Here is an 18,018-nt window from a genome sequence, read left to right as displayed (position 1 = left end):
CACACCGGGCGGGTGAGCCCGTACGACGCACAGGGAGCAGCCATGATCGCGCTGTTCGGGGCCGGGGAGATGGGCGAGGCGCTTCTCGCGGGCCTCGTGCGGTCGGGGCGCGGCCCGGACGAGATCCTCGTGGTGGAGCCGCGGGCCGAGCGCGCGGACGATCTCAAGTGGAAGTACGGCGTGAGCGCCGTCCCGCCGCAGAAGGCAGCCGAGGCGGCGGACACCCTGCTCGTCGTCGTGCGACCCCAGCACGTGCCCGGCCTCCTCGACGACATCGCCCCGCACCTGCGCTCCGGCTGCCTGGTCGTCTCGGCCGCGGCCGGCATCCCGACCCGGCTCGTCGAGCAGCACCTCGGCGGGGAGCCGCCCGTCATTCGCGTCATGCCGAACACCCCGGTGCTCGTCGAGTCGGGCATGTCCGTGATCTCCCCGGGCCGGTACGCCGGCGAGGAACACCTGCGGCGCGCCGAGGAACTCCTCAGCCCCGTCGGCAAGGTGATCCGCCTCGACGAGGAAGGACAGGACGCCGCCACCGCCCTGTCGGGCAGCGCGCCCGCGTACTTCTACTACGTCATCGAGAACATGATCAAAGCCGGCGCCGACCTCGGCGTCCCCCGCGAGGCCGCCCAGGACATGGTCCTCCAGGCCGCCGAGGGCGCCGTCGCCATGCTCCGCAGCACCGGCGAGACCCCCGGCACCCTCCGCGAATCGGTCACCTCCTCCGGCGGCACCACCCAAGCGGCCCTGACCACCCTCGACGACGAGGGAGTCGGCCCCGCGTTCCGCGCCGCGGTGGAGGCGGCGGCGCGGCGGAGCCGGGAGTTGGGGGAGCAGGTTACGTAGGGCTCTGTTGGGGCTGGTGGCTGAGGGCTGGGGGGCGGGTTGAGGGACCGCGCACCGGCCTGCCCCGGACGCCCACCACACGCGCCGCCCCCCGACAGCTCACCCCAACCGCCGAGCCCCCGGCCCCGGGCGAGCCACCACATCGCGCGGCGTCAGCGCCGTGCGCTCCTCGCAGCACTCCACGACCACGCGCACCGGCGCGCCGCAGTCCGAGTGGCGTATGTCCAGGACCGGCCCCTCCGGCTCGCCGGCGTAGGTCTCGCCCCACTGGCCCAGTGCCATGAGGACGGGCCACAGGTCCCAGCCCTTGCGGGTGAGGCGGTACTCGTTGCGGGCGCGGCTGCCCGGCTCCTGGTAGGGGACCGTGGTGAGGATGCCGGCGGACGTGAGCTTGCGCAGCCGGTCGCTGAGCACGGCGTCCGACAGGCTCATATGACGCCGGAAGTCCTCGAACCGGCGGACCCCGTTGGCGGCGTCGCGCAGGATCTGGAGCGTCCACTTCTCGCCCACGACTTCGAGGGTGCGCTGGACGGGACAGTTCTCCGTGCTCGTCTCAAGCCAGTCCATGGGCGCCATCGTAGGCCCTGACTTCGTCATTGACAGCCAGCTGGACGCGCGGCTAGCTTCGATCTACGAAGTCAGCGGGAGAGGGTGGCGCAGCATGGGACGGACCAGGACGTACGAGTGGCAGGACCCGGGGATCACGGCCGCGGCCGTGGGCCAGGGCACCGGCCTGGACCTGCTGCGCGACATGGTGGCGGGACGACTCCCCACCCCGCCCGTCGCGGCCACGCTCGGCTTCACCCTCGACGAGGTCGAACACGGTCATGCGGTGTTCTCCCTGATGCCGGGCGAGGAGCACTACAACCCGATCGGCAGCGTCCACGGCGGCGTCTATGCCACGCTGCTCGACTCCGCGGCGGGCTGCGCCGTACAGAGCGTGCTGCCCGCGGGCATGGGCTACACCTCGCTCGACCTGAACGTGAAGTTCCTGCGCCGGGTGACGGTGGACACCGGCCCGGTGCGGGCCATCGGCCGGGTCGTCAACAGCAGCCGTCAGACCGCCCTCGCCGAGGCCACCCTCGTGGACGAGAAGGACCGACTGCTCGCCCACGCCACCAGCAGCTGCCTGCTGTTCCCGGTGCCTGCGGCCTGAGACGGCGTGCCGGCCGGCAGGGAGAGAAGGTCGGACCTCAGGGAGCCTGGCGTCTCGTTCAGCGGCGACTTCGTCCTGACCGTCGATCGCTCATGTGCCGTCCCACGCACCTCCGTCCAGGCCGATGCGCACTGAGGGCTGACCTGAGTCCCAGTCAGGTCAGCACAGGATCAGGCCAGTTGCGCAGCAGCGCGTCCAGCGCGTCCAGGATGCGGTTCCACGTCTCCTCGGTGTCCGGGGCGCTGTGGCTGAAGCCGCCGCCGAGCTCCAGGCTGACGTACCCGTGGAAGACGCTGCCCAGCAGCCGGACGGCGTGCGTCTGGTCGGGCTCGGTGAGGTCGTAGCCGCGCAGCAGTGCGCGGGTCATCCGGGCATGCCGTACGCCGGCACTGGCGGCCGCGGTCTCCGGGTCCAGCCGGAGCTGGGCGGCGGCGTACCGGCCGGGGTGCTCGCGGGCGTAGTCGCGGTAGACGTCGGCGAGGGCGCGCAGGGCGTCCTTGCCGGCCCGGCCGGCCAGGGCCTCGGTGGCCCGGTCGGCGAGTTCCTCCAGGGCGAGCAGGGCGATCCGCGTCTTGAGGTCCTGCGAGCTCTTCACGTGCGAGTACAGGCTCGCGACCTTCACATCGAAGCGCCGGGCGACCGCGGACACGGTGACCTGCTCGAAGCCGACCTCGTCGGCCAGCTCGGCCCCGGCCCGGGTCAGGCGCTCCGCGGTGAGTCCTGCGCGTGCCATCGGTCTCCCTCTGTGCTCCCGTAACGGATCTGCCTCCCGTAGCGGATTCTCCGTTTGCCTACAGGGTGTAGGCAAACGGCAAACCGCCGAGAACCTATCTCACGCACGCATCTTGACGTGTCCTTGGCATCAATGGGTTCATGGGAGCGCTCCCATGCGTCCCCACACGTGGGACCCCCACTCCCATCGGCAACCGCTTTCTGGAGTCGTAGTGAGACCAACGAGAAGCACGCCCCGCACCCTCACCGGTCTACTGACGGTGCTGGCCGCCCTCCTCGGGCTGGCCGTCACCGGAGCGTTCACCCCCGCCGCCGCACGGACCGCCGTACAGAGCACCGCGGAGTCGTCCGGCGCTCAGGCCACCGGCCTCCACATCAGCAACGGCCGGCTGGTCGAGGGCAACGGCAACGATTTCGTCATGCGGGGCGTCAACCACGCCCACACCTGGTACGCGGGCGAGACGCAGTCGTGGGCCGATGTGAAGGCGCTGGGCGCCAACACGATCCGTGTGGTGCTCTCCAACGGCCACCGCTGGACCCGCAACAGCGCCGCCGACGTGACCGCCGTGATCGAGCGCTGCAAGGCCAACCGCCTGATCTGCGTCCTGGAGGTGCACGACACCACCGGCTACGGTGAGGAGAGCGCGGCCGCCACCCTCGACCAGGCGGCCGACTACTGGATCGGCCTGAAGGACGTGCTCGCCGGCCAGGAGAACTACGTCATCATCAACATCGGCAACGAGCCCTGGGGCAACACCGATCCGGCCGGCTGGACCGCCCCCACGACCGCGGCCGTGAAGAAGCTGCGCGCCGCCGGGCTCGAGCACACCATCATGGTGGACGCCCCCAACTGGGGCCAGGACTGGCAGGGCGTCATGCGCGCCAACGCCCGCACGGTGTACGAAGCCGACCCCACCGGCAATCTGATCTTCTCGATCCACATGTACAGCGTCTTCGACACTGCGCAGGAGATCACCGACTACCTCAACGCCTTCGTCACCGCGAAACTCCCGCTCCTCATCGGTGAGTTCGGCGGCCCGGCCGACCAGTGGGGCGACCCGGACGAGGACACGATGATGGCCGAGGCGGAGCGGCTCGACCTCGGCTACCTGGCCTGGTCCTGGAGCGGCAACACCGACCCGATCCTCGACCTGGCGACCGACTTCGACCCGGCCCGGCTCAGCTCCTGGGGCCAGCGCATCTTCCACGGCGCCAACGGCATCGCCCAGACCTCGAAGGAGGCCACGATCTTCGGAGGCGGCGGCCCCGCCGACACCCAGCCGCCGACCGCGCCCGGCACCCCGACGGCCTCCGCCGTCACCGCCACCTCCGTCACCCTGACCTGGCCCGCCGCCACCGACAACGTCGGCGTGACCGGCTATGACGTCGTCCGCGTCGCCTCCGGCTCCGAGACCGCGGCCGCCGCCTCCACCACCACCTCGGCCACCGTCACCGGCCTGACCGCGAACACGGCGTACACCTTCGCCGTCTACGCCAAGGACGCCGCGGGCAACCGCTCGACGCGCTCGGCCACCGTGAACGTCACCACCGGGAGCACCCCGGCCGGTTCCTGCGCGGTCGGCTACCGGGTCACGGGCGACTGGCCCGGCGGCTTCCAGGGCGAGATCGTCCTGCGCAACACGGGCACGGCAGCGCTCAGTGGCTGGCGGCTCGGCTTCTCCTTCGCCGACGGCCAGACGATCAGCAACATGTGGGGAGGCACCCCGACCCAGACCACGGGCGGCGCGGTGACCGTCACCCCCGCCTCCTACACCTCCACCATCGCCGCCGGCGGCTCGGTCACCCTCGGCTTCATCGCCGCCAAGGGCGCCACCAACACCGCCCCGACCGCGTTCACGCTCAACGGCAGTGCCTGCACGGTGAGTTGATCCGCCGCCCCGGGCCGGCCGAGGACACCCGGTCGGCCCGGGCCCCTCACTTCGTCGCCCCCTGCGTGAACCCGCTGTAGATGTAGCGCTGCAGGAAGAGGAAGACGACCAGCGTCGGGACGATCACCAGGACGGTGCCCGCGGAGATGTTCTCCCAATGCGCCCCGAAGGGGCCCTTGAAGCGGAACAGGGCGGTGGAGATGGTGCCGAGCTCCTCGGAGGGCATGTAGAGGAAGGGAATGTAGAAGTCGTTGTAGACGGTGATGCCCTTGATGATGACCACGGTCGCGATCGCCGGCTTCAGCAGCGGCAGGATGATCTTCCAGTAGATGGTCAGCGAGTTGGCGCCGTCGAGCCGGGCCGCCTCGTCCAGCGAGACCGGGATGCCCCGGATGAACTGCAGGAAGATGTAGATCGAGACGATGTCCGTGCCCATGTAGAGCAGAATCGGCGCCCACAGGGTGTTGAACAGGCCGAAACTGTTGACCACTTGGAAGGTCGCGACCTGCGTGGTGACACCCGGCACCAGCGTGGCGATCAGGAACAGCGCCATGATCGGCTTCTTGGCGCGAAAGGCGAAACGGTCGATCGCGTACGCCGTCATCGAGCCGATGAGGACCGTGCCGGTGATCGAGAACAGCAGGATGAACGCGGTGTTCCCGAGCGCGGCGAGCATGTCCCCGTCGGAGAACGCCGTCACGTAGTTGTCGAGGTTCAGCCAGTCGTGCGGCAGCGACAGCGCGCCGCCGTCGTCGACCTCGGACGACGTCTTCAGCGAGGTGAGGAAGACGACGACCAGCGGGATCAGTACGACGAGCGAGGCGAGTGCCAGGGACAGATAGACCAGGACCGGACCGATACGGCGGCGGCGCCGGGCGGGCAGGGACAGGGTCATACGAGATCCACCCTCTCGTCGGGCACGAGCCGCCGCTGGATCCAGGTGATCACCAGAATGATCACCAGCAGGACGACGGCCGCCGCGGAGGCCAGGCCCGTCTTGTTGAACTGGAAAGCGAGCTTCACGGTCTGGATGACGAACGTCGACGTCCCCGTCGCGCCCGCCGTCATGATGTACGGGATCTCGAACACGGCCAGTGACCCGGAGACCGCCAGGATGACGCTCAGGCTCAGCACCGGCCGGATGCTGGGGGCGATGAGATGCCTGAACTGCTGCCACCGGGAGGCGCCGTCCAGCTGTGCCGCCTCGTACAGCTCACCCGGGATCGACTGGATCGCGCCGAGGAACAGGACGAAGTTCAGCCCGGTGAAGCGCCACACGGACACTCCCGCGAGCGAGGTGTTCGCCGACGTCGGGTCGCCCAGCCAGGCGTGGTCGGTGTCGGTGCCGAACCAGGACAGCACCGAGTCGAGCGTGCCGCCGTCCTGAAAGAAGTAGAGGAAGACGAAGCCGATCGCCACGCCGTTGATCAGGTAGGGGAAGAACAGGATTCCCTTGAAGAAGTTCCGGAAGCGCAGGTCGAAGCTCAGCACTGTCGCGAAGTACAGCGCGATGACGATCTGCACGGCCGACGCGGCCAGGTAGTAGCCGCTCACGAAGAACACCCGGAACAGCTCGGGCCGCGTGAAGATCTGCCGGTAGTTGTCGACGCCCGTGAAGTTGCGGTCGGGGCTGACACCGTCCCAGTCGGTGAAGCTGTAATAGATCATGTTCCCCACCGGGACATAGGTGAACGTGATCAGCAGGGTCAGCGGCACGGCGAGAAACAGCCACGGCGTCAGCCGGCGCAACAGTCCGCCACCGCTCCGGCGCCGCCCACCGGGCGAGGCCGCCGCCCCGCGCATCTTCCTGCTCGGCGGCACGCCGGTACGCGGCGGCCGCGCACCCACCGCATCGGTCGTCTCGGTCATGATCGGGCCTTTCGTCTACGCCGAACAGCGACATACGGGCAAGCAACGGGGAACCGGCCGCCCCCGGCCACACGGACCGAAACCGGAAACCGGCCCCAATGGACGGGGGCCAACCTCGCGGTCTCGCCCCGGGGCGGGGGCCGGGACCAGCCGGGCCCTGGGCCGAGGACCTGCCGGGCCCTGGGCCGAGGACCTGCCGGGCCCTGGGCCCGGCACGTACCGCGACCGGGCGGCCCCGGCGACCACTCCCGGCCACGCCCAGGACCCAGGACCAGCCCCACCGACCACACCCGGCCACGCCCAGGACCCAGGACCAGCCCCACCGACCACACCCGGCCACGCCCAGGACCCAGGACCAGCCCCCACCGACCACACCCAACCGAGCTGAGGTCCACGCCCCCCATCGGCCGGCTCAACCGCCGGAGGCACCCGCGCTGCGCGCAGCCTCGTTCCATCGCTCGTCGAGGTCCGCGAAGAAGCCCTTCAGGTCTCCCTTGCGGGCACCGCGTGCGAGATCCACCAGCTGCTGGCGGTAGTCCGGCTTGGCGAGCCCGATCTCCGCCAGGTTGTCGATGGCGTTGACCTGGCCGGTCTTGGCCTCGGAGCGCTCGATCAAGGTGACATCGTTGTCAACGAAGTCCTTGAGGGTGTCCGGCATGGGAGCGGACTTCAGTGCGGGGACCGCGCCCTCCTTGGCCGAGTAGCCCGACTTCTGGGTGAACCAGTCGATCCAGGCGCGGGCCGCGGCCTTGTGGTCGGAGTGGGCGTTGACCGCCTGCTGGTAGTCGGAGACGAGCGTGGCGCAGAACTTGCCGTCCTTCTGGACGGGGAAGGGCATGAAGCCGATGTCGTCGGGGTCGGTGCCTGCCTTGTCGGCGGCGGCGCGCATCTGGGTGATGGCCCAGGAGCCGAGCTGCATGGTGGCGATCTCGCCCTTGGCGATCATGCCCTTGGAGGCTTCCCAGTTGGTCGTGTTGGGGTCCTTCTCGGACAGGCCGTCCTCGACGATGTCGTGCAGCAGTGTGTCGATGACGTTGAGCTCGCCGCCCGCCTTCCAGGGGGAGACGGCCCCGGCGAGCTTGTCGTTGGCGCCGGTGTCGCAGGTGACCGAGCCGATGTTGTTGCTCCAGGCGGTCAGCGGCCAGCCGTCCTTGAAGTTGGTGTAGTACGGCACCGCGTCCGTCTTCGCCTCGATCGCCCGCAGGCCGTCGAGGAACTGCGCGGGCGTGGTCGGCCAGTCGGTGACGCCGGCCTTCTTCCAGACGGCCTTGTTGTAGACGAAGCCGTTGGCGGTGCCGAACTGGGCGATGCCGTAGACCTTGCCGTCGACGTCGGTCTTGTCGCTGAACCGGTACTTCCCGCTCAGTTCGGCGGTGCTGCCCAAGGGGGCGAAGAACTTCGGGTAGTCGTTCTTGGCCACGGCGCCCGGGATCATGAGGACGTCGCCGTAGTCCGTGGTGTTCATCCGGATCTTGACCTCGCCCTCGTAGTCGGTGAGGGCCTCGAACTTCACCTTCACGTTCGGGTAGGTCTTGTTGAACTCGGCGGCGTACTTCGCCATCGTGCCGTCCTGGACCAGGTCGGTGCGGTGTGTGAGGACCTTGATGTCGCCCGAGGCCTCGGCGGGATCGGCAGGCGCCGACGCCGCCTCGCCCGAGGGTGCCCCTGCACCGCTGCATCCGGTGGCGGTCAGGATCGCCGAGGCCAGCAACGCTCCGGCGAGCGTCTTCCTCTTCCCCATGTGCCCAGCTCCTTAAGGATCGCGGCTCACTCTGCGGGTGGGATGTCGGCACTATGTCAGTCGGTGGTGAACCGGTAAAGCTCCGATTTCGAGCGCGATACCCAATCGTTACAGTCCTGGCCCTGCAACCCCACGAAAGCGGGTCATTCGGCCGCCGTCCGTCACGGAAGACGACTAGACCGGTTTATGGACAGCTCCCGGCCGCCGGGCTAGCGTGTGCGCGTCGCACTTCTCATCCGGCCTGAAGTCAGGCGATTGGAGCCGCACCATGAAGGACGTCACCCAGCTCACCGAGGGCTGGAGCCTGCGCCACGGCGAGGAGTTGCTCGAGGCCCGGGTGCCGGGCTGCGTCCACACCGACCTCATGGCCGCGGGGGTCGTCCCGGACCCCTTCCTCGGCCTCGGCGAGACCGAGGTCGCCTGGGTCGGCCGCCGCCCCTGGACCTATGTCGCCCGGCTGCACCACGACAGCCCCCACGAGCGCACCGACCTGGTCTTCGACGGCCTGGACACCGCCGCCTCCGTCACCCTGGACGGCCGCCCCCTCGGCACCACCCGCAACATGCACCGCGTCCACCGCTTCGACGTCACCGGCCGCACCGGTGAACTCCTCGTCCGCTTCGCCTCCGCCTACGACGAGGCCGAGTCGGTCCGCGCGGCCGTCGGCGAGCGGCCCAACGTGTATCCCGAACCGTCCCAGTACATCCGCAAGATGGCCTGCAACTTCGGCTGGGACTGGGGCCCCACCCTCGTCACCGCCGGCATCTGGCGGCCGGTGCGCCTGGAGCACTGGTCCACCGCCCGCCTCGCCGCCGTGCGCCCCGTGATCACCGTCGAGGACGGCACCGGCCTCATCGAGGTGCGCCTCGACACCGAGCGCACCGCCGTCGGCCGCGGCCGCACCCTGCGCGCCGAGGCCCGTATCGCCGGCGTCCGGGCCGAGACCGACTTCACCGGCGACGAGGCGGTCCTGCGCCTGGAGGTGCCCGACCCGCGCCTGTGGTGGCCCCGCGGCTACGGCGAACAGCCCCTGTACGACCTGGACATCACGCTCTCCGACGACGACGGCCCCCTGGACACCTGGCACCGCCGCGTCGGCTTCCGCACCGTCGAACTCGACCGCTCGGCCGACGAACACGGCACCGGCTTCACCGTCGTCGTCAACGGCGTACGGATCTTCGCCCGCGGCGTCAACTGGATCCCCGACGACGCCTTCCCCTCCCGCGTCACCCCCGAGCGCTACCGCACCCGGCTGACCCAGGCCGCCGACGCCAACGTCGATCTCGTACGCGTCTGGGGCGGCGGCATCTACGAGGACGACGCCTTCTACGACGTCTGCGACGAACTCGGCCTGATGGTCTGGCAGGACTTCCTCTTCGCCTGCTCCGCCTACCCCGAGGAGCAGCCGCTCCGGGGCGAGGTGGAGGCCGAGGCCCGCGACAACGTTGTCCGGCTGATGCCGCACCCCTCCCTGATCCTCTGGAACGGCAACAACGAGAACCTCTGGGGCTTCCGCGACTGGGGCTGGGAGCCTGCCCTCGACGGTGACTCCTGGGGCGAGGGCTACTACCTCGGACTGCTGCCCCGGATCGTCGCCGAACTCGACCCCACCCGCCCCTACACCGCAGGCAGCCCCTGGTCCGGCTCCTGGGACCACCACCCCAACGACCCTGCCCACGGCACCCACCACTCCTGGGAGGTGTGGAACCGGCAGGACTACGCCGAGTACCGGGTCAGTGTGCCGCGCTTCGTCGCCGAGTTCGGCTGGCAGGCACCGCCCGCCCTGGCCACCCTGCGCCGCGCACTCCCCGGCGAGCAGCTCGCCCCCGACTCGCCCGGCATGCTCCACCACCAGAAGGCCGAGGACGGCAACGGCAAGCTGAACCGCGGTGTGGCCCGCCACTTCCCGCTGCCCGAGGGCGACTTCGACCGCTGGCACTACCTCACCCAGCTCGTCCAGGCCCGCGCCGTCGCCGCGGGGATCGAGCACTGGCGCTCCCACTGGCCGGTGTGCGCCGGAACCGTCGTCTGGCAGCTCAACGACTGCTGGCCGGTGACCTCCTGGGCCGCCGTCGACGGCGACGGCCGCCTCAAGCCCCTCCACCACGAACTGCGCCGCGTCTACGCCGACCGCCTGCTCACCCTCCAGCCGGAGGGGCCGGGCCTGGTACTCGCGGTGATCAACCAGTCCGCCGAACCCTGGCACACCCGGGTCACGCTGCGGCGCGTGGCGGCCGACGGCACCGTACTCGACGAGGGTGTGCTGGACGCCGGGGCCGGACCGCGCGAGGTGCTCCGGCTGCCCGTGCCCGACGGCCTGGCGCCGGCCGCCGGGTCCGCCAAGGAGTTCCTGGTGGCTGATGCCGACGGGCTTCGTGCGCTGCACTTCCCCGTCGCGGACAAGGACTTCGGCTACCCGCGGCCCCGATTCGACATCGAGGTGGAGCCGGTGCCGGGGCAGGAGGATAAGGTCGATGTCGTGGTGACCGCCCGTACCCTCGTCAGAGACCTCCTGCTGCAGCCCGACCGGCTCGACCCGGCCGCCGTCTGTGACCGCGGCCCGCAGACCCTGCTGCCCGGCGAACGCACCCGTATCCGCGTCGGCGGCTGCGGAGCCGTCGACGCCGACGCGGTGCGCGCGGCCCTGTTCTGCGTGGACGTGGTGTGAGCGGCGCGGCGGGAAGCGGACCCGGGGCTCCCGGCGGCGCGCCGGAGCGCGTCACGATCAAGGACGTCGCCGCGCGGGCCGGGGTCTCCAAGGGCGCGGTGTCGCTGGCGTTCAACCACAAGCCCGGTGTCTCCGCGGCCACCCGGGAGCGGATCTTCGCGGCGGCCAGGGAGCTGGGCTGGGCGCCCAGCGTGACCGCGCGCAGCCTGTCCAGCCGGCGGATCGACATCGTCGGCCTGGCGCTGTGCCGGCCCGCCCGGCTGCTGGGCCTGGAGCCGTTCTACATGGACTTCATCTCCGGCATCGAGAGCGTCCTGGCCGAGCGCTCCTGCTCCCTGCTGCTGCGGCTGGTGCACGATCTCGACGAGGAGATCGGCCTGTACAAGGAGTGGTGGCGGGGCCGCATGATCGCCGGGGCGATCCTGGTCGACCTGCGCGAGGGCGACCCACGGATCCCGTCGTTGGAGGGCCTCGGCATGCCCGCGGTGGCGGTCGGCCATCCCTCGCTGGCCGGGTCCTTGCCGGCGGTGTGGACGGACGACGCATCCGCGGTCGGTGAGGCGGTCCGCTATCTGGCCGCCCTCGGCCACCGGCGGATCGCCCGCGTCGGCGGACCGGCCGACCTCGGCCACAGCGGCATCAGGACCCGGGCGTTCGCGGACACCGTCCGTCAACTCGGCCTGGAGGACGCCCCGCAGATCGCCACCGGCTTCGACGAGAAGGAGGGGGCACGGGCCACCCGTTCCCTGCTGCTCGGGGCCCGGCGGCCCACGGCGATCGTCTACGACAACGACATCATGGCGGTGGCCGGCGCGGGCGTGGCCGCCGAGATGGGGTTCACGGTCCCCGACGATCTGTCCCTGCTGGCCTGGGACGACTCCCAGTTGTGCCGGATCACCCATCCCACGCTGTCGGCGATGAGCCATGACGTGCACCAGTTCGGCGCCGAGGTGGCGCGGGTCCTGTTCGACGTCATCAACGGCGAGCACAGCGGCCCCCACCAGGTGCCGACGCCGTCCCTCACCCCGCGCGGCTCCACTGCGCCCGCACCGGGGCACGCGGGCTGACCCGAGTGGACGACGGGGGCCGCACCTGATCAGGTGCGGCCCCTTGTTCTCGGGTTCCCTCGCCAGGTTGAGCTGAGGGCCAAGTCGGCCCGTACCGGCGGGGTGACTCAACTCTTCGTGCAGGAAGCCCCGTTGAGGGTGAAGGCGGCAGGGATGCCGTTCGTTCCGGTGGAGCTGCCGTTGAAGCCGAAGCTCACCGAGCCGCCCGCCGGGATCGTCTCCGTCCAGGACTCATGGGTGGCCCGCACGCGCGTGTCCTGCTGGACGACCTTGGCGTTCCAGGCGGAGTTGACCTTCTGCGCGCCCGGGAAGGCGAAGTCGAGCTGCCAGCCCTTGACGGCGGTGGTGCCGGTGTTGCGGATGGTCACGTCGGCGTTGAAGGTGGAGCCCCAGTCGCTCAGCCGGTACGCCACCGCGCAACTGCCGCTCGTGGAGCCGCCGGCGGTGGTCACCTGGACGGCGCCCGAGCGGGCCGAGCGGTTCCCGGCGGCGTCACGGGCGTACACGGCGAAGCTGTACGCGGTGGACGGGGACAGCCCGGTGACCGTGGCGCCGGTCGAGGTGCCGGTCGCCACGCGGGTCTCCTGGGTGCCGTCCAGCCGGACGACGTCGTATCCGGCGACGCCCACGTTGTCGGTGGCCGGCGCCCAGGAGAGCCTCACTCCGGTCGCGGTGACCTCGGCGGCCGTGGGGGCTCCGGGTGCGGTCGGGGCCTGGGTGTCGGTGCCGCCGCCGGAGAAGACGCTCGCCTCGCGGGCGGTCTGCTGGATGCCGTCGGTGCCGGTGAAGATCCTGCGGCCCCACGGCGTCAGCTGCGAGGCGTCGAAGCCGGTCGCCATGTCGAGATACTCGACGCCGCCGCCGTTGCCGCTCCAGGACCAGCCCAGGTAGCCGATGCCAAGCTGCCGGGCCGTCGCCATGATGGCGTTCTCGTCCGGGTCGCCGTCGGAGTGGAAGTCACCGAATTCCCCGACGACCAGGGGGAGTTTGCGTGCAGTGAACCGGTTGAGGTAGTCCTGCACCTCGGTGGCCGTGTCGAACACGCCGTACATGTGGATGGAGAACACGGTGTTGCGGTCGGGATCCGCGGCGAACACGCTCTCGGCATTGTCGCGCATGGTGAACGACCAGTCCTGGCCCCAGTTGGGCGCGTCCATCATCAGCGTGTGATCGAAGCCGGCCGAGCGCATCCGGGCGATGGCGCCCTTGGTGTCGGAAGTCCAGGCGGAATAGCCGGAGTTGCCGTGCGGCTCGTTCCCGAGGTTCAGGACGACGTACTCCTCCTCGCCCTCCACCGCGCCCTTGACGCTCACCCAGTAGTCCACCGCGCGGTCCAGGGAGACGGCGCCGCTCTGTTCGCCGTAGCCGGTGGTGTCGTGCGCCTCCAGGACGCAGACGAGGCGGTTCTGCTTGCACTGGGCGACGATCGAGGCGACGTCTGTGGCGTCGTTGCGGGTCCAGCGGTCGCCCGTGCTCAGCACCACCCGTACGGCGTTCGCGCCCAGCGCCTTGATGTCCTTCAGCGCCTGTGTGGTCCGGGTGGGGTACCAGGTGTGGGCGTGGTTGACGCCGCGCATCACGAAATCCCTGCCGTTGGCGTCCAGCAGCCGTCCGTCGGCGACGTGGAACCCGGTCGCGGCCTCGGCCGCCCGGTCTGGAGTGGCTCCCTGGGCGGTCGAGGGCGGTGCCGCCAGCACCGATGCCGTGACGGCCAGCAGCGCTCCCGCCGCGGCGGCCAGCATTCTTCTCATCCCTGTTCTCCTGTGGTCGCCCGCGCGGGCCGGCCGGAACGCCGGCCGGGCCCGCACGGAGGGGAATGGATCACGGACTCAATTCGCACGCCGGCTCATCTGTCGGCGCCCCTGGTCAGGCGTGGATCACACGCCGTGCGCAGAAATGCGGGGTGCCGGAATACCCGGGAAAGCAGCGGCAGTTGAGCGCATCCGATCGGTGGCCGGAAATGAGGCTAGGGAAGGAAATGGAGGGAGACAACAGGCTGGACGAAACCGGTTAAGTTTAGCTGCGGTTCAGTTGCCGGGCGGCACGGGAACCGTCGCGCGGAACACCGTGCCCTCTCCCGATACGGCGACGCGCTCGCCGTGGGGCACATAGGCGGAGCGGCCCGCGGTGAGCAGAACGTCCCCGTCCGCAGCGCGCAGCCGTACCGCCCCGTCGGTGCACACCAGGATCTGCGGCCCGCCGCCGTCGAGGGTCCGCGCATCCGCGTCGCCGCCCGCCCGGACCCGTAGGCGGGAGAGGCGGAAGTCGTCGACGGGAGCCGGGTAGAGGTCCTCCCCGCCGACGTCGAACACCGGGCCGGACGGACGGACTGGGGCGGCGTCGAAGCGCACCACACGCAGCAGTTCGGGCACGTCCACGTGCTTGTCCGTCAGGCCGCAGCGCAGGACGTTGTCCGAGGCCGCCATGATCTCCACGCCCAGACCCCGCACATAGGCGTGCGGCACACCCGCGCCGAGGAACAGGGCCTCGCCCGGCTCCAGCCGGACGTGCCGGACCAGGAGAGCGGCCAGCACGCCGGGGTCACCGGGGTGAGCCTTGGCGATCCTGTCGTACACGTCGAACAGCGCCGCCCGTTCACCGCCCTCCCGTGTCGCCCGCGTGAGCGCGTCGGTGACGTCGTCCAGCAGGCCAGGCGCGGGGGAGAGGAAGTCGGTGAAGACCTCCCGCAGCGCCCGCTCCTCAGGGGCGGAGCGCAGCACCTCGACGTACGGACCGAGCCCCGCCACCCCCAACGCCTCCAGCAGGTCCGCGCTCGCACCGGCCGGCCGGAACCCGCAGAGCCCCTCGAACGGGCCGAGCGCGACGATCATCTCGGGCTTGTGATGAGGATCGCGGTACGACCGCTGCGGCGCGTCCAGCGGGATGCGCCGCTCCTCCTCACGCGCGAAACCCTCGGCCGCCTGGGCCGCGTCCGGGTGGACCTGGAGCGACAACGGGGCGTCCGCCGCGAGCAGTTTGAGCAGGAACGGCAGCCTCGCGCCGAAGCGGTCGACCACCCAGTCACCCAACTCCCCCCGCGGATCCGCCCCGACCACCTTGTCCAACCCCTCCCGCCGCCCCGCCCGCTCGGCATACGAGGGCGCCGCAGGGTGCGCCCCCATCCACAGCTCGGCCTGCGGAGAGCCGTCCGGCGCGATACCCATCAGCTTGGGCAGGGCTGTGGTGGAGCCCCAGGGGTAGGGGCGCACGGTGTTGATGAGTCGGTCCATGGGGTGGGTCCTTTCGGGGTGCTTGTGGGGGTGGTGGGAGGTGGGGGCGTGGATGAGGGGGCGGGCGGCGGAAGCGGGGCCCCGCCCGGGAGTGCTGTGCGGCGACGCGCCGGCGTGGTGGGAGTCCCTCCGCCCTGTACGAGGGCCTGCTTGTCCAGGGGCGCGGCGACGCGTCCGGTGCGGCTGCTCCGCCCTGAGGGCACGTGGGCGAGGGCATGCCCGGTGGGAGTCCCTCCGCCCCGGACGAGAACCCGTTCCGCCCAGGTGCGCGGCGACGCATCCGTTGCGGCCGCTCCACACTGAGGGCACGTGGGCGAGGGCATGCCCGGTGGGAGCCTCTCCGCCCCGGACGCGAACCCCAGGTGCGCGGCGACGCCGACCGCGAGTGCCTCTGCCGAGAGGTGACCGGCCTCGCTCAGGCACGCCGTGACGTGCCCGGTGGGAGTTCCTCCGCCCGGGGAACGAGCCCGCCGGCCCGGGTGGGCGGCGACGCGCCGCATCCGAGTGCCTCCGCCCGGAAAGGGATCGACCGCGCCCAGGCACGCGATGGCATACCAGGTGCGATTCCCTCGGCCCCGGCCCAAACCCCGCTCGACCACCCGCGCGGCAACGCAACCCACCCCAGCCCGGAGGCGGCCCCACCGAGTCGACGCGCTCAGACCCCCGCCACCGGTGCGTACGGCGTGGGGTCGGCCTCCAGCGCAGCGGCGCCGGCGGCCGCCGCCCCGATCAATCCGGCGTCCAGCGCCAGCCCGGCCGGGACCACTGCCACGTCCCGGGCGAAGTCGAGCACCGCGTAGCGGGTCAGCCAGCGTCGCAGGGGGTCGAAGAGGACGTCGCCCGACTGGGCCACGCCGCCGCCGATGACGGCCAGATCGAGCTCGACGAGGGCGGCGGTGGCGGCGATGGCGGCGGCGAGGGCCTGGGCGGCACGGTCGTAGGCGGCCAGGGCGACCGGGTCGCCCGCGGCGGCGGCAGCGGCCACGCTCGCGGCGTCCGGGGCGACACCGGCCGGTGCACGCCAGCCCGCCGCCGAGGCATGGGCGGCGATGGCCGTGCCGCTCGCCAGGCCCTCCACGCAACCCCGGGCGCCGCAAGGGCAGTCGGAGCCGTCGAGGTCGACGGAGATGTGCCCGATGTGTCCGGCGTTGCCCGAACGCCCGGGGTGCAGGCGCCCGTTGAGGATCAGACCGCCGCCGACCCCCGTGGAGACCACCATGCACAGGGCGTTGTCCACGCCGCGGGCCGCGCCCAGCCAGTGTTCGGCGGCGGTCATGGCCACCGCGTCGCCGATGAGGGTGACGCCCACGTCGGCGGGCAGGGCCGGATGTGCCCGCACCCGGTCCACCAGGGGGAAGCCACGCCAGCCGGGGATGTTGACGGGGCTGACCGTCCCGGCGGCCGTGTCGACCGGACCCGCGCTGGCGATGCCCAGACAGGCGAGGGACCGCCACTCGGAGTGCGTGGACAGCTCGTCGAGGACCGAGGCCACGACGGCCATCAGCGACTCGGCCGGTTCACGGGCCGGCGTCGGCCGCTGCACCCGGGCCAGCACCCGCCCGTCCGCCGAGACCAGCGCCCCGGCGATCTTCGTGCCACCTATGTCCAGTGCTCCGTACACCATGTCCATGTCTGAAGGTCCTCCTGCGTCGGCGGCATGGGATGGACGCGCCGCGGAGACACTGTGCCCGCCGCATGACAACGTTGTCTAGCCGGAGGGTGAGTTTAGTGACGGGTTTAGCCGCCAACGCCCTCCTGTCTCTGGTCACACCCACCACAACCGGTTCAGGAAGGCTCCTGCCGCCTCATCCGGAGACGGTCCTGCTCGTCCCATTTCGTCGTGTCACGCGGCGTCGTGTACGGCTCCTCGTCCGCGGGATACCCGCCCGCGACCGCGCGCTGCCGTGCCGTCTCGGCGTCGAACTCCAGGCCGAGCAGGATGGCGAGGTTGCCGAGCCAGAGCCACACCAGGAACGCGATGACGCCGGCCATGGTGCCGTAGGTCTGGTTGAGCGAGCCGAAGTTCGCCACGTAGAAGGCGAAGCCCGCGGAGGCGGCCAGCCAGATGACCAGGGCCAGCAGACTGCCCGGCGTGATCCACTTGAAGCCGCGGATCTCGGCGTTGGGCGTGGCCCAGTACAGCAGCGCGATCATGGCGACGACGAGGGCGACCAGCAGGGGCCACTTGGCGATGGACCACACCGTCAGCGCGGTGTCGCCGATGCCCAGCGCGGTGCCCGCGCGACGGGCGAGGCCGCCGGTGAACACGACGATCAGGGCACTGAGGACGGCGAGGACTAGCAGCGTGACGGTCACGGCGAGCCGCAGCGGAAGGATCTTCCACAGCGGGCGCCCCTCGGGGACGTCGTACACGGCGTTGGCGGCGCGGATGAACGCGGCGACGTACGCCGAGGCCGACCAGACCGCAAGGACGAGGCCGACGACGGCCATGACCGAGCCGAGTCCGCCGCGGTCGCTGAGCTGCTGGACGGCCCGGGTGACGATGTCGCGGGCCGAACCGGGCGCGAACTGGCCGAAGTTGTCCAGCAACCGGTCCGTGGCCGAGGGCCCGGCGATGCCGATCAGGGAGACGAGCACCAGCAGGGCCGGGAACAGCGACAGGACGCCGTAGTAGGTGAGGGCGGCGGCGCGGTCGGTCAGCTCGTCGTCGCGGAACTCCCGCACGGTGCCCTTGAGTGCCGCCCACCACGCGGTCCGCGGCAGCTCCGTCGGGGTGTCGGGGGCCCGTTCCTCGACCTCGGGGTCCGGGCCGAACCGTTCGGTGGTGCGCCGTGGGCGCAGGGCTCTGAGCAGTCGGTTCAT

14 protein-coding genes are annotated in these 18,018 nt (G+C 71.1%); 5 read left to right on the top strand and 9 right to left on the bottom strand.

Annotation, left to right across the window (positions count from 1 at the left end; genetic code table 11):
- Window positions 1-42 precede the first annotated feature (42 nt).
- Window positions 43-843 carry a pyrroline-5-carboxylate reductase gene (proC, locus tag ACIQ6Y_RS00230; RefSeq protein ID WP_404030603.1) on the top strand — a complete coding sequence of 267 codons (801 nt, stop codon included), beginning with the start codon at window positions 43-45 and terminating at the stop codon, window positions 841-843.
- A 99-nt stretch (window positions 844-942) separates the two neighbouring features.
- Here the strand turns inward: proC and ACIQ6Y_RS00225 are convergent, their stop codons facing one another.
- Window positions 943-1,410, bottom strand: coding sequence for a winged helix-turn-helix transcriptional regulator (locus ACIQ6Y_RS00225; protein ID WP_404030600.1), 468 nt, complete (start codon window positions 1,408-1,410; stop codon window positions 943-945).
- Window positions 1,411-1,504: 94 nt separating this feature from the next.
- Here ACIQ6Y_RS00225 and ACIQ6Y_RS00220 point away from each other — a divergent pair, with 94 nt between their 5' ends.
- Window positions 1,505-1,999: a PaaI family thioesterase gene (locus tag ACIQ6Y_RS00220; protein ID WP_404030597.1), complete on the top strand. Its 495-nt coding sequence runs from the start codon at window positions 1,505-1,507 to the stop codon at window positions 1,997-1,999.
- Window positions 2,000-2,153: 154 nt separating this feature from the next.
- On the opposite strand, the gene ACIQ6Y_RS00215 is transcribed toward ACIQ6Y_RS00220, so the two are convergent.
- A complete protein-coding gene (locus ACIQ6Y_RS00215) occupies window positions 2,154-2,732 on the bottom strand; it encodes a TetR/AcrR family transcriptional regulator (RefSeq protein ID WP_404030594.1) in 579 nt (192 codons plus the stop codon).
- Window positions 2,733-2,943: 211 nt separating this feature from the next.
- On the opposite strand from ACIQ6Y_RS00215, the gene ACIQ6Y_RS00210 reads away from it, so the two are divergent.
- Window positions 2,944-4,620, top strand: coding sequence for a cellulase family glycosylhydrolase (locus ACIQ6Y_RS00210; protein WP_404030592.1), 1,677 nt, complete (start codon window positions 2,944-2,946; stop codon window positions 4,618-4,620).
- Window positions 4,621-4,666: 46 nt separating this feature from the next.
- Here ACIQ6Y_RS00210 and ACIQ6Y_RS00205 read toward each other — a convergent pair whose 3' ends face one another.
- The 3 genes from ACIQ6Y_RS00205 to ACIQ6Y_RS00195 all read right to left on the bottom strand — a co-directional run bounded on the left by ACIQ6Y_RS00205 (window position 4,667) and on the right by ACIQ6Y_RS00195 (window position 8,230).
- Window positions 4,667-5,515 carry a carbohydrate ABC transporter permease gene (locus ACIQ6Y_RS00205; RefSeq protein WP_404030590.1) on the bottom strand — a complete coding sequence of 283 codons (849 nt, stop codon included), beginning with the start codon at window positions 5,513-5,515 and terminating at the stop codon, window positions 4,667-4,669.
- Window positions 5,512-6,489 carry a carbohydrate ABC transporter permease gene (locus ACIQ6Y_RS00200; protein WP_404030587.1) on the bottom strand — a complete coding sequence of 326 codons (978 nt, stop codon included), beginning with the start codon at window positions 6,487-6,489 and terminating at the stop codon, window positions 5,512-5,514. Before ACIQ6Y_RS00200 ends, ACIQ6Y_RS00205 begins: the two co-directional genes overlap by 4 nt.
- 412 nt (window positions 6,490-6,901) lie before the next feature.
- Window positions 6,902-8,230 carry an ABC transporter substrate-binding protein gene (locus tag ACIQ6Y_RS00195; protein ID WP_404030585.1) on the bottom strand — a complete coding sequence of 443 codons (1,329 nt, stop codon included), beginning with the start codon at window positions 8,228-8,230 and terminating at the stop codon, window positions 6,902-6,904.
- Between the two features lie 268 nt (window positions 8,231-8,498).
- On the opposite strand from ACIQ6Y_RS00195, the gene ACIQ6Y_RS00190 reads away from it, so the two are divergent.
- Both ACIQ6Y_RS00190 and ACIQ6Y_RS00185 read left to right on the top strand, forming a co-directional pair.
- Window positions 8,499-10,898, top strand: coding sequence for a glycoside hydrolase family 2 protein (locus tag ACIQ6Y_RS00190; protein ID WP_404030582.1), 2,400 nt, complete (start codon window positions 8,499-8,501; stop codon window positions 10,896-10,898).
- A complete protein-coding gene (locus ACIQ6Y_RS00185) occupies window positions 10,895-11,965 on the top strand; it encodes a LacI family DNA-binding transcriptional regulator (protein ID WP_404030579.1) in 1,071 nt (356 codons plus the stop codon). The genes ACIQ6Y_RS00190 and ACIQ6Y_RS00185 overlap by 4 nt, the downstream gene beginning before the upstream one ends.
- A 107-nt stretch (window positions 11,966-12,072) precedes the next feature.
- Here ACIQ6Y_RS00185 and ACIQ6Y_RS00180 read toward each other — a convergent pair whose 3' ends face one another.
- The 4 genes from ACIQ6Y_RS00180 to ACIQ6Y_RS00165 form a co-directional block, all read right to left on the bottom strand.
- Window positions 12,073-13,716 carry a cellulase family glycosylhydrolase gene (locus ACIQ6Y_RS00180; RefSeq protein ID WP_404030576.1) on the bottom strand — a complete coding sequence of 548 codons (1,644 nt, stop codon included), beginning with the start codon at window positions 13,714-13,716 and terminating at the stop codon, window positions 12,073-12,075.
- Between the two features lie 276 nt (window positions 13,717-13,992).
- Window positions 13,993-15,195: a mannose-6-phosphate isomerase, class I gene (manA, locus tag ACIQ6Y_RS00175; RefSeq protein ID WP_404030574.1), complete on the bottom strand. Its 1,203-nt coding sequence runs from the start codon at window positions 15,193-15,195 to the stop codon at window positions 13,993-13,995.
- Between the two features lie 655 nt (window positions 15,196-15,850).
- Window positions 15,851-16,819, bottom strand: a complete 969-nt coding sequence (locus tag ACIQ6Y_RS00170; RefSeq protein ID WP_404033623.1) for an ROK family protein — start codon at window positions 16,817-16,819, stop codon at window positions 15,851-15,853.
- Between the two features lie 161 nt (window positions 16,820-16,980).
- Window positions 16,981-18,018 carry a YihY/virulence factor BrkB family protein gene (locus ACIQ6Y_RS00165; RefSeq protein WP_404030571.1) on the bottom strand — a complete coding sequence of 346 codons (1,038 nt, stop codon included), beginning with the start codon at window positions 18,016-18,018 and terminating at the stop codon, window positions 16,981-16,983.

The organism is Streptomyces sp. NPDC096205 (assembly GCF_044763135.1).
GTDB lineage: Bacteria > Actinomycetota > Actinomycetes > Streptomycetales > Streptomycetaceae > Streptomyces.
Note: the sequence above shows the minus strand (reverse complement) of the source record. Positions and strands in the feature narration are given on the sequence as shown.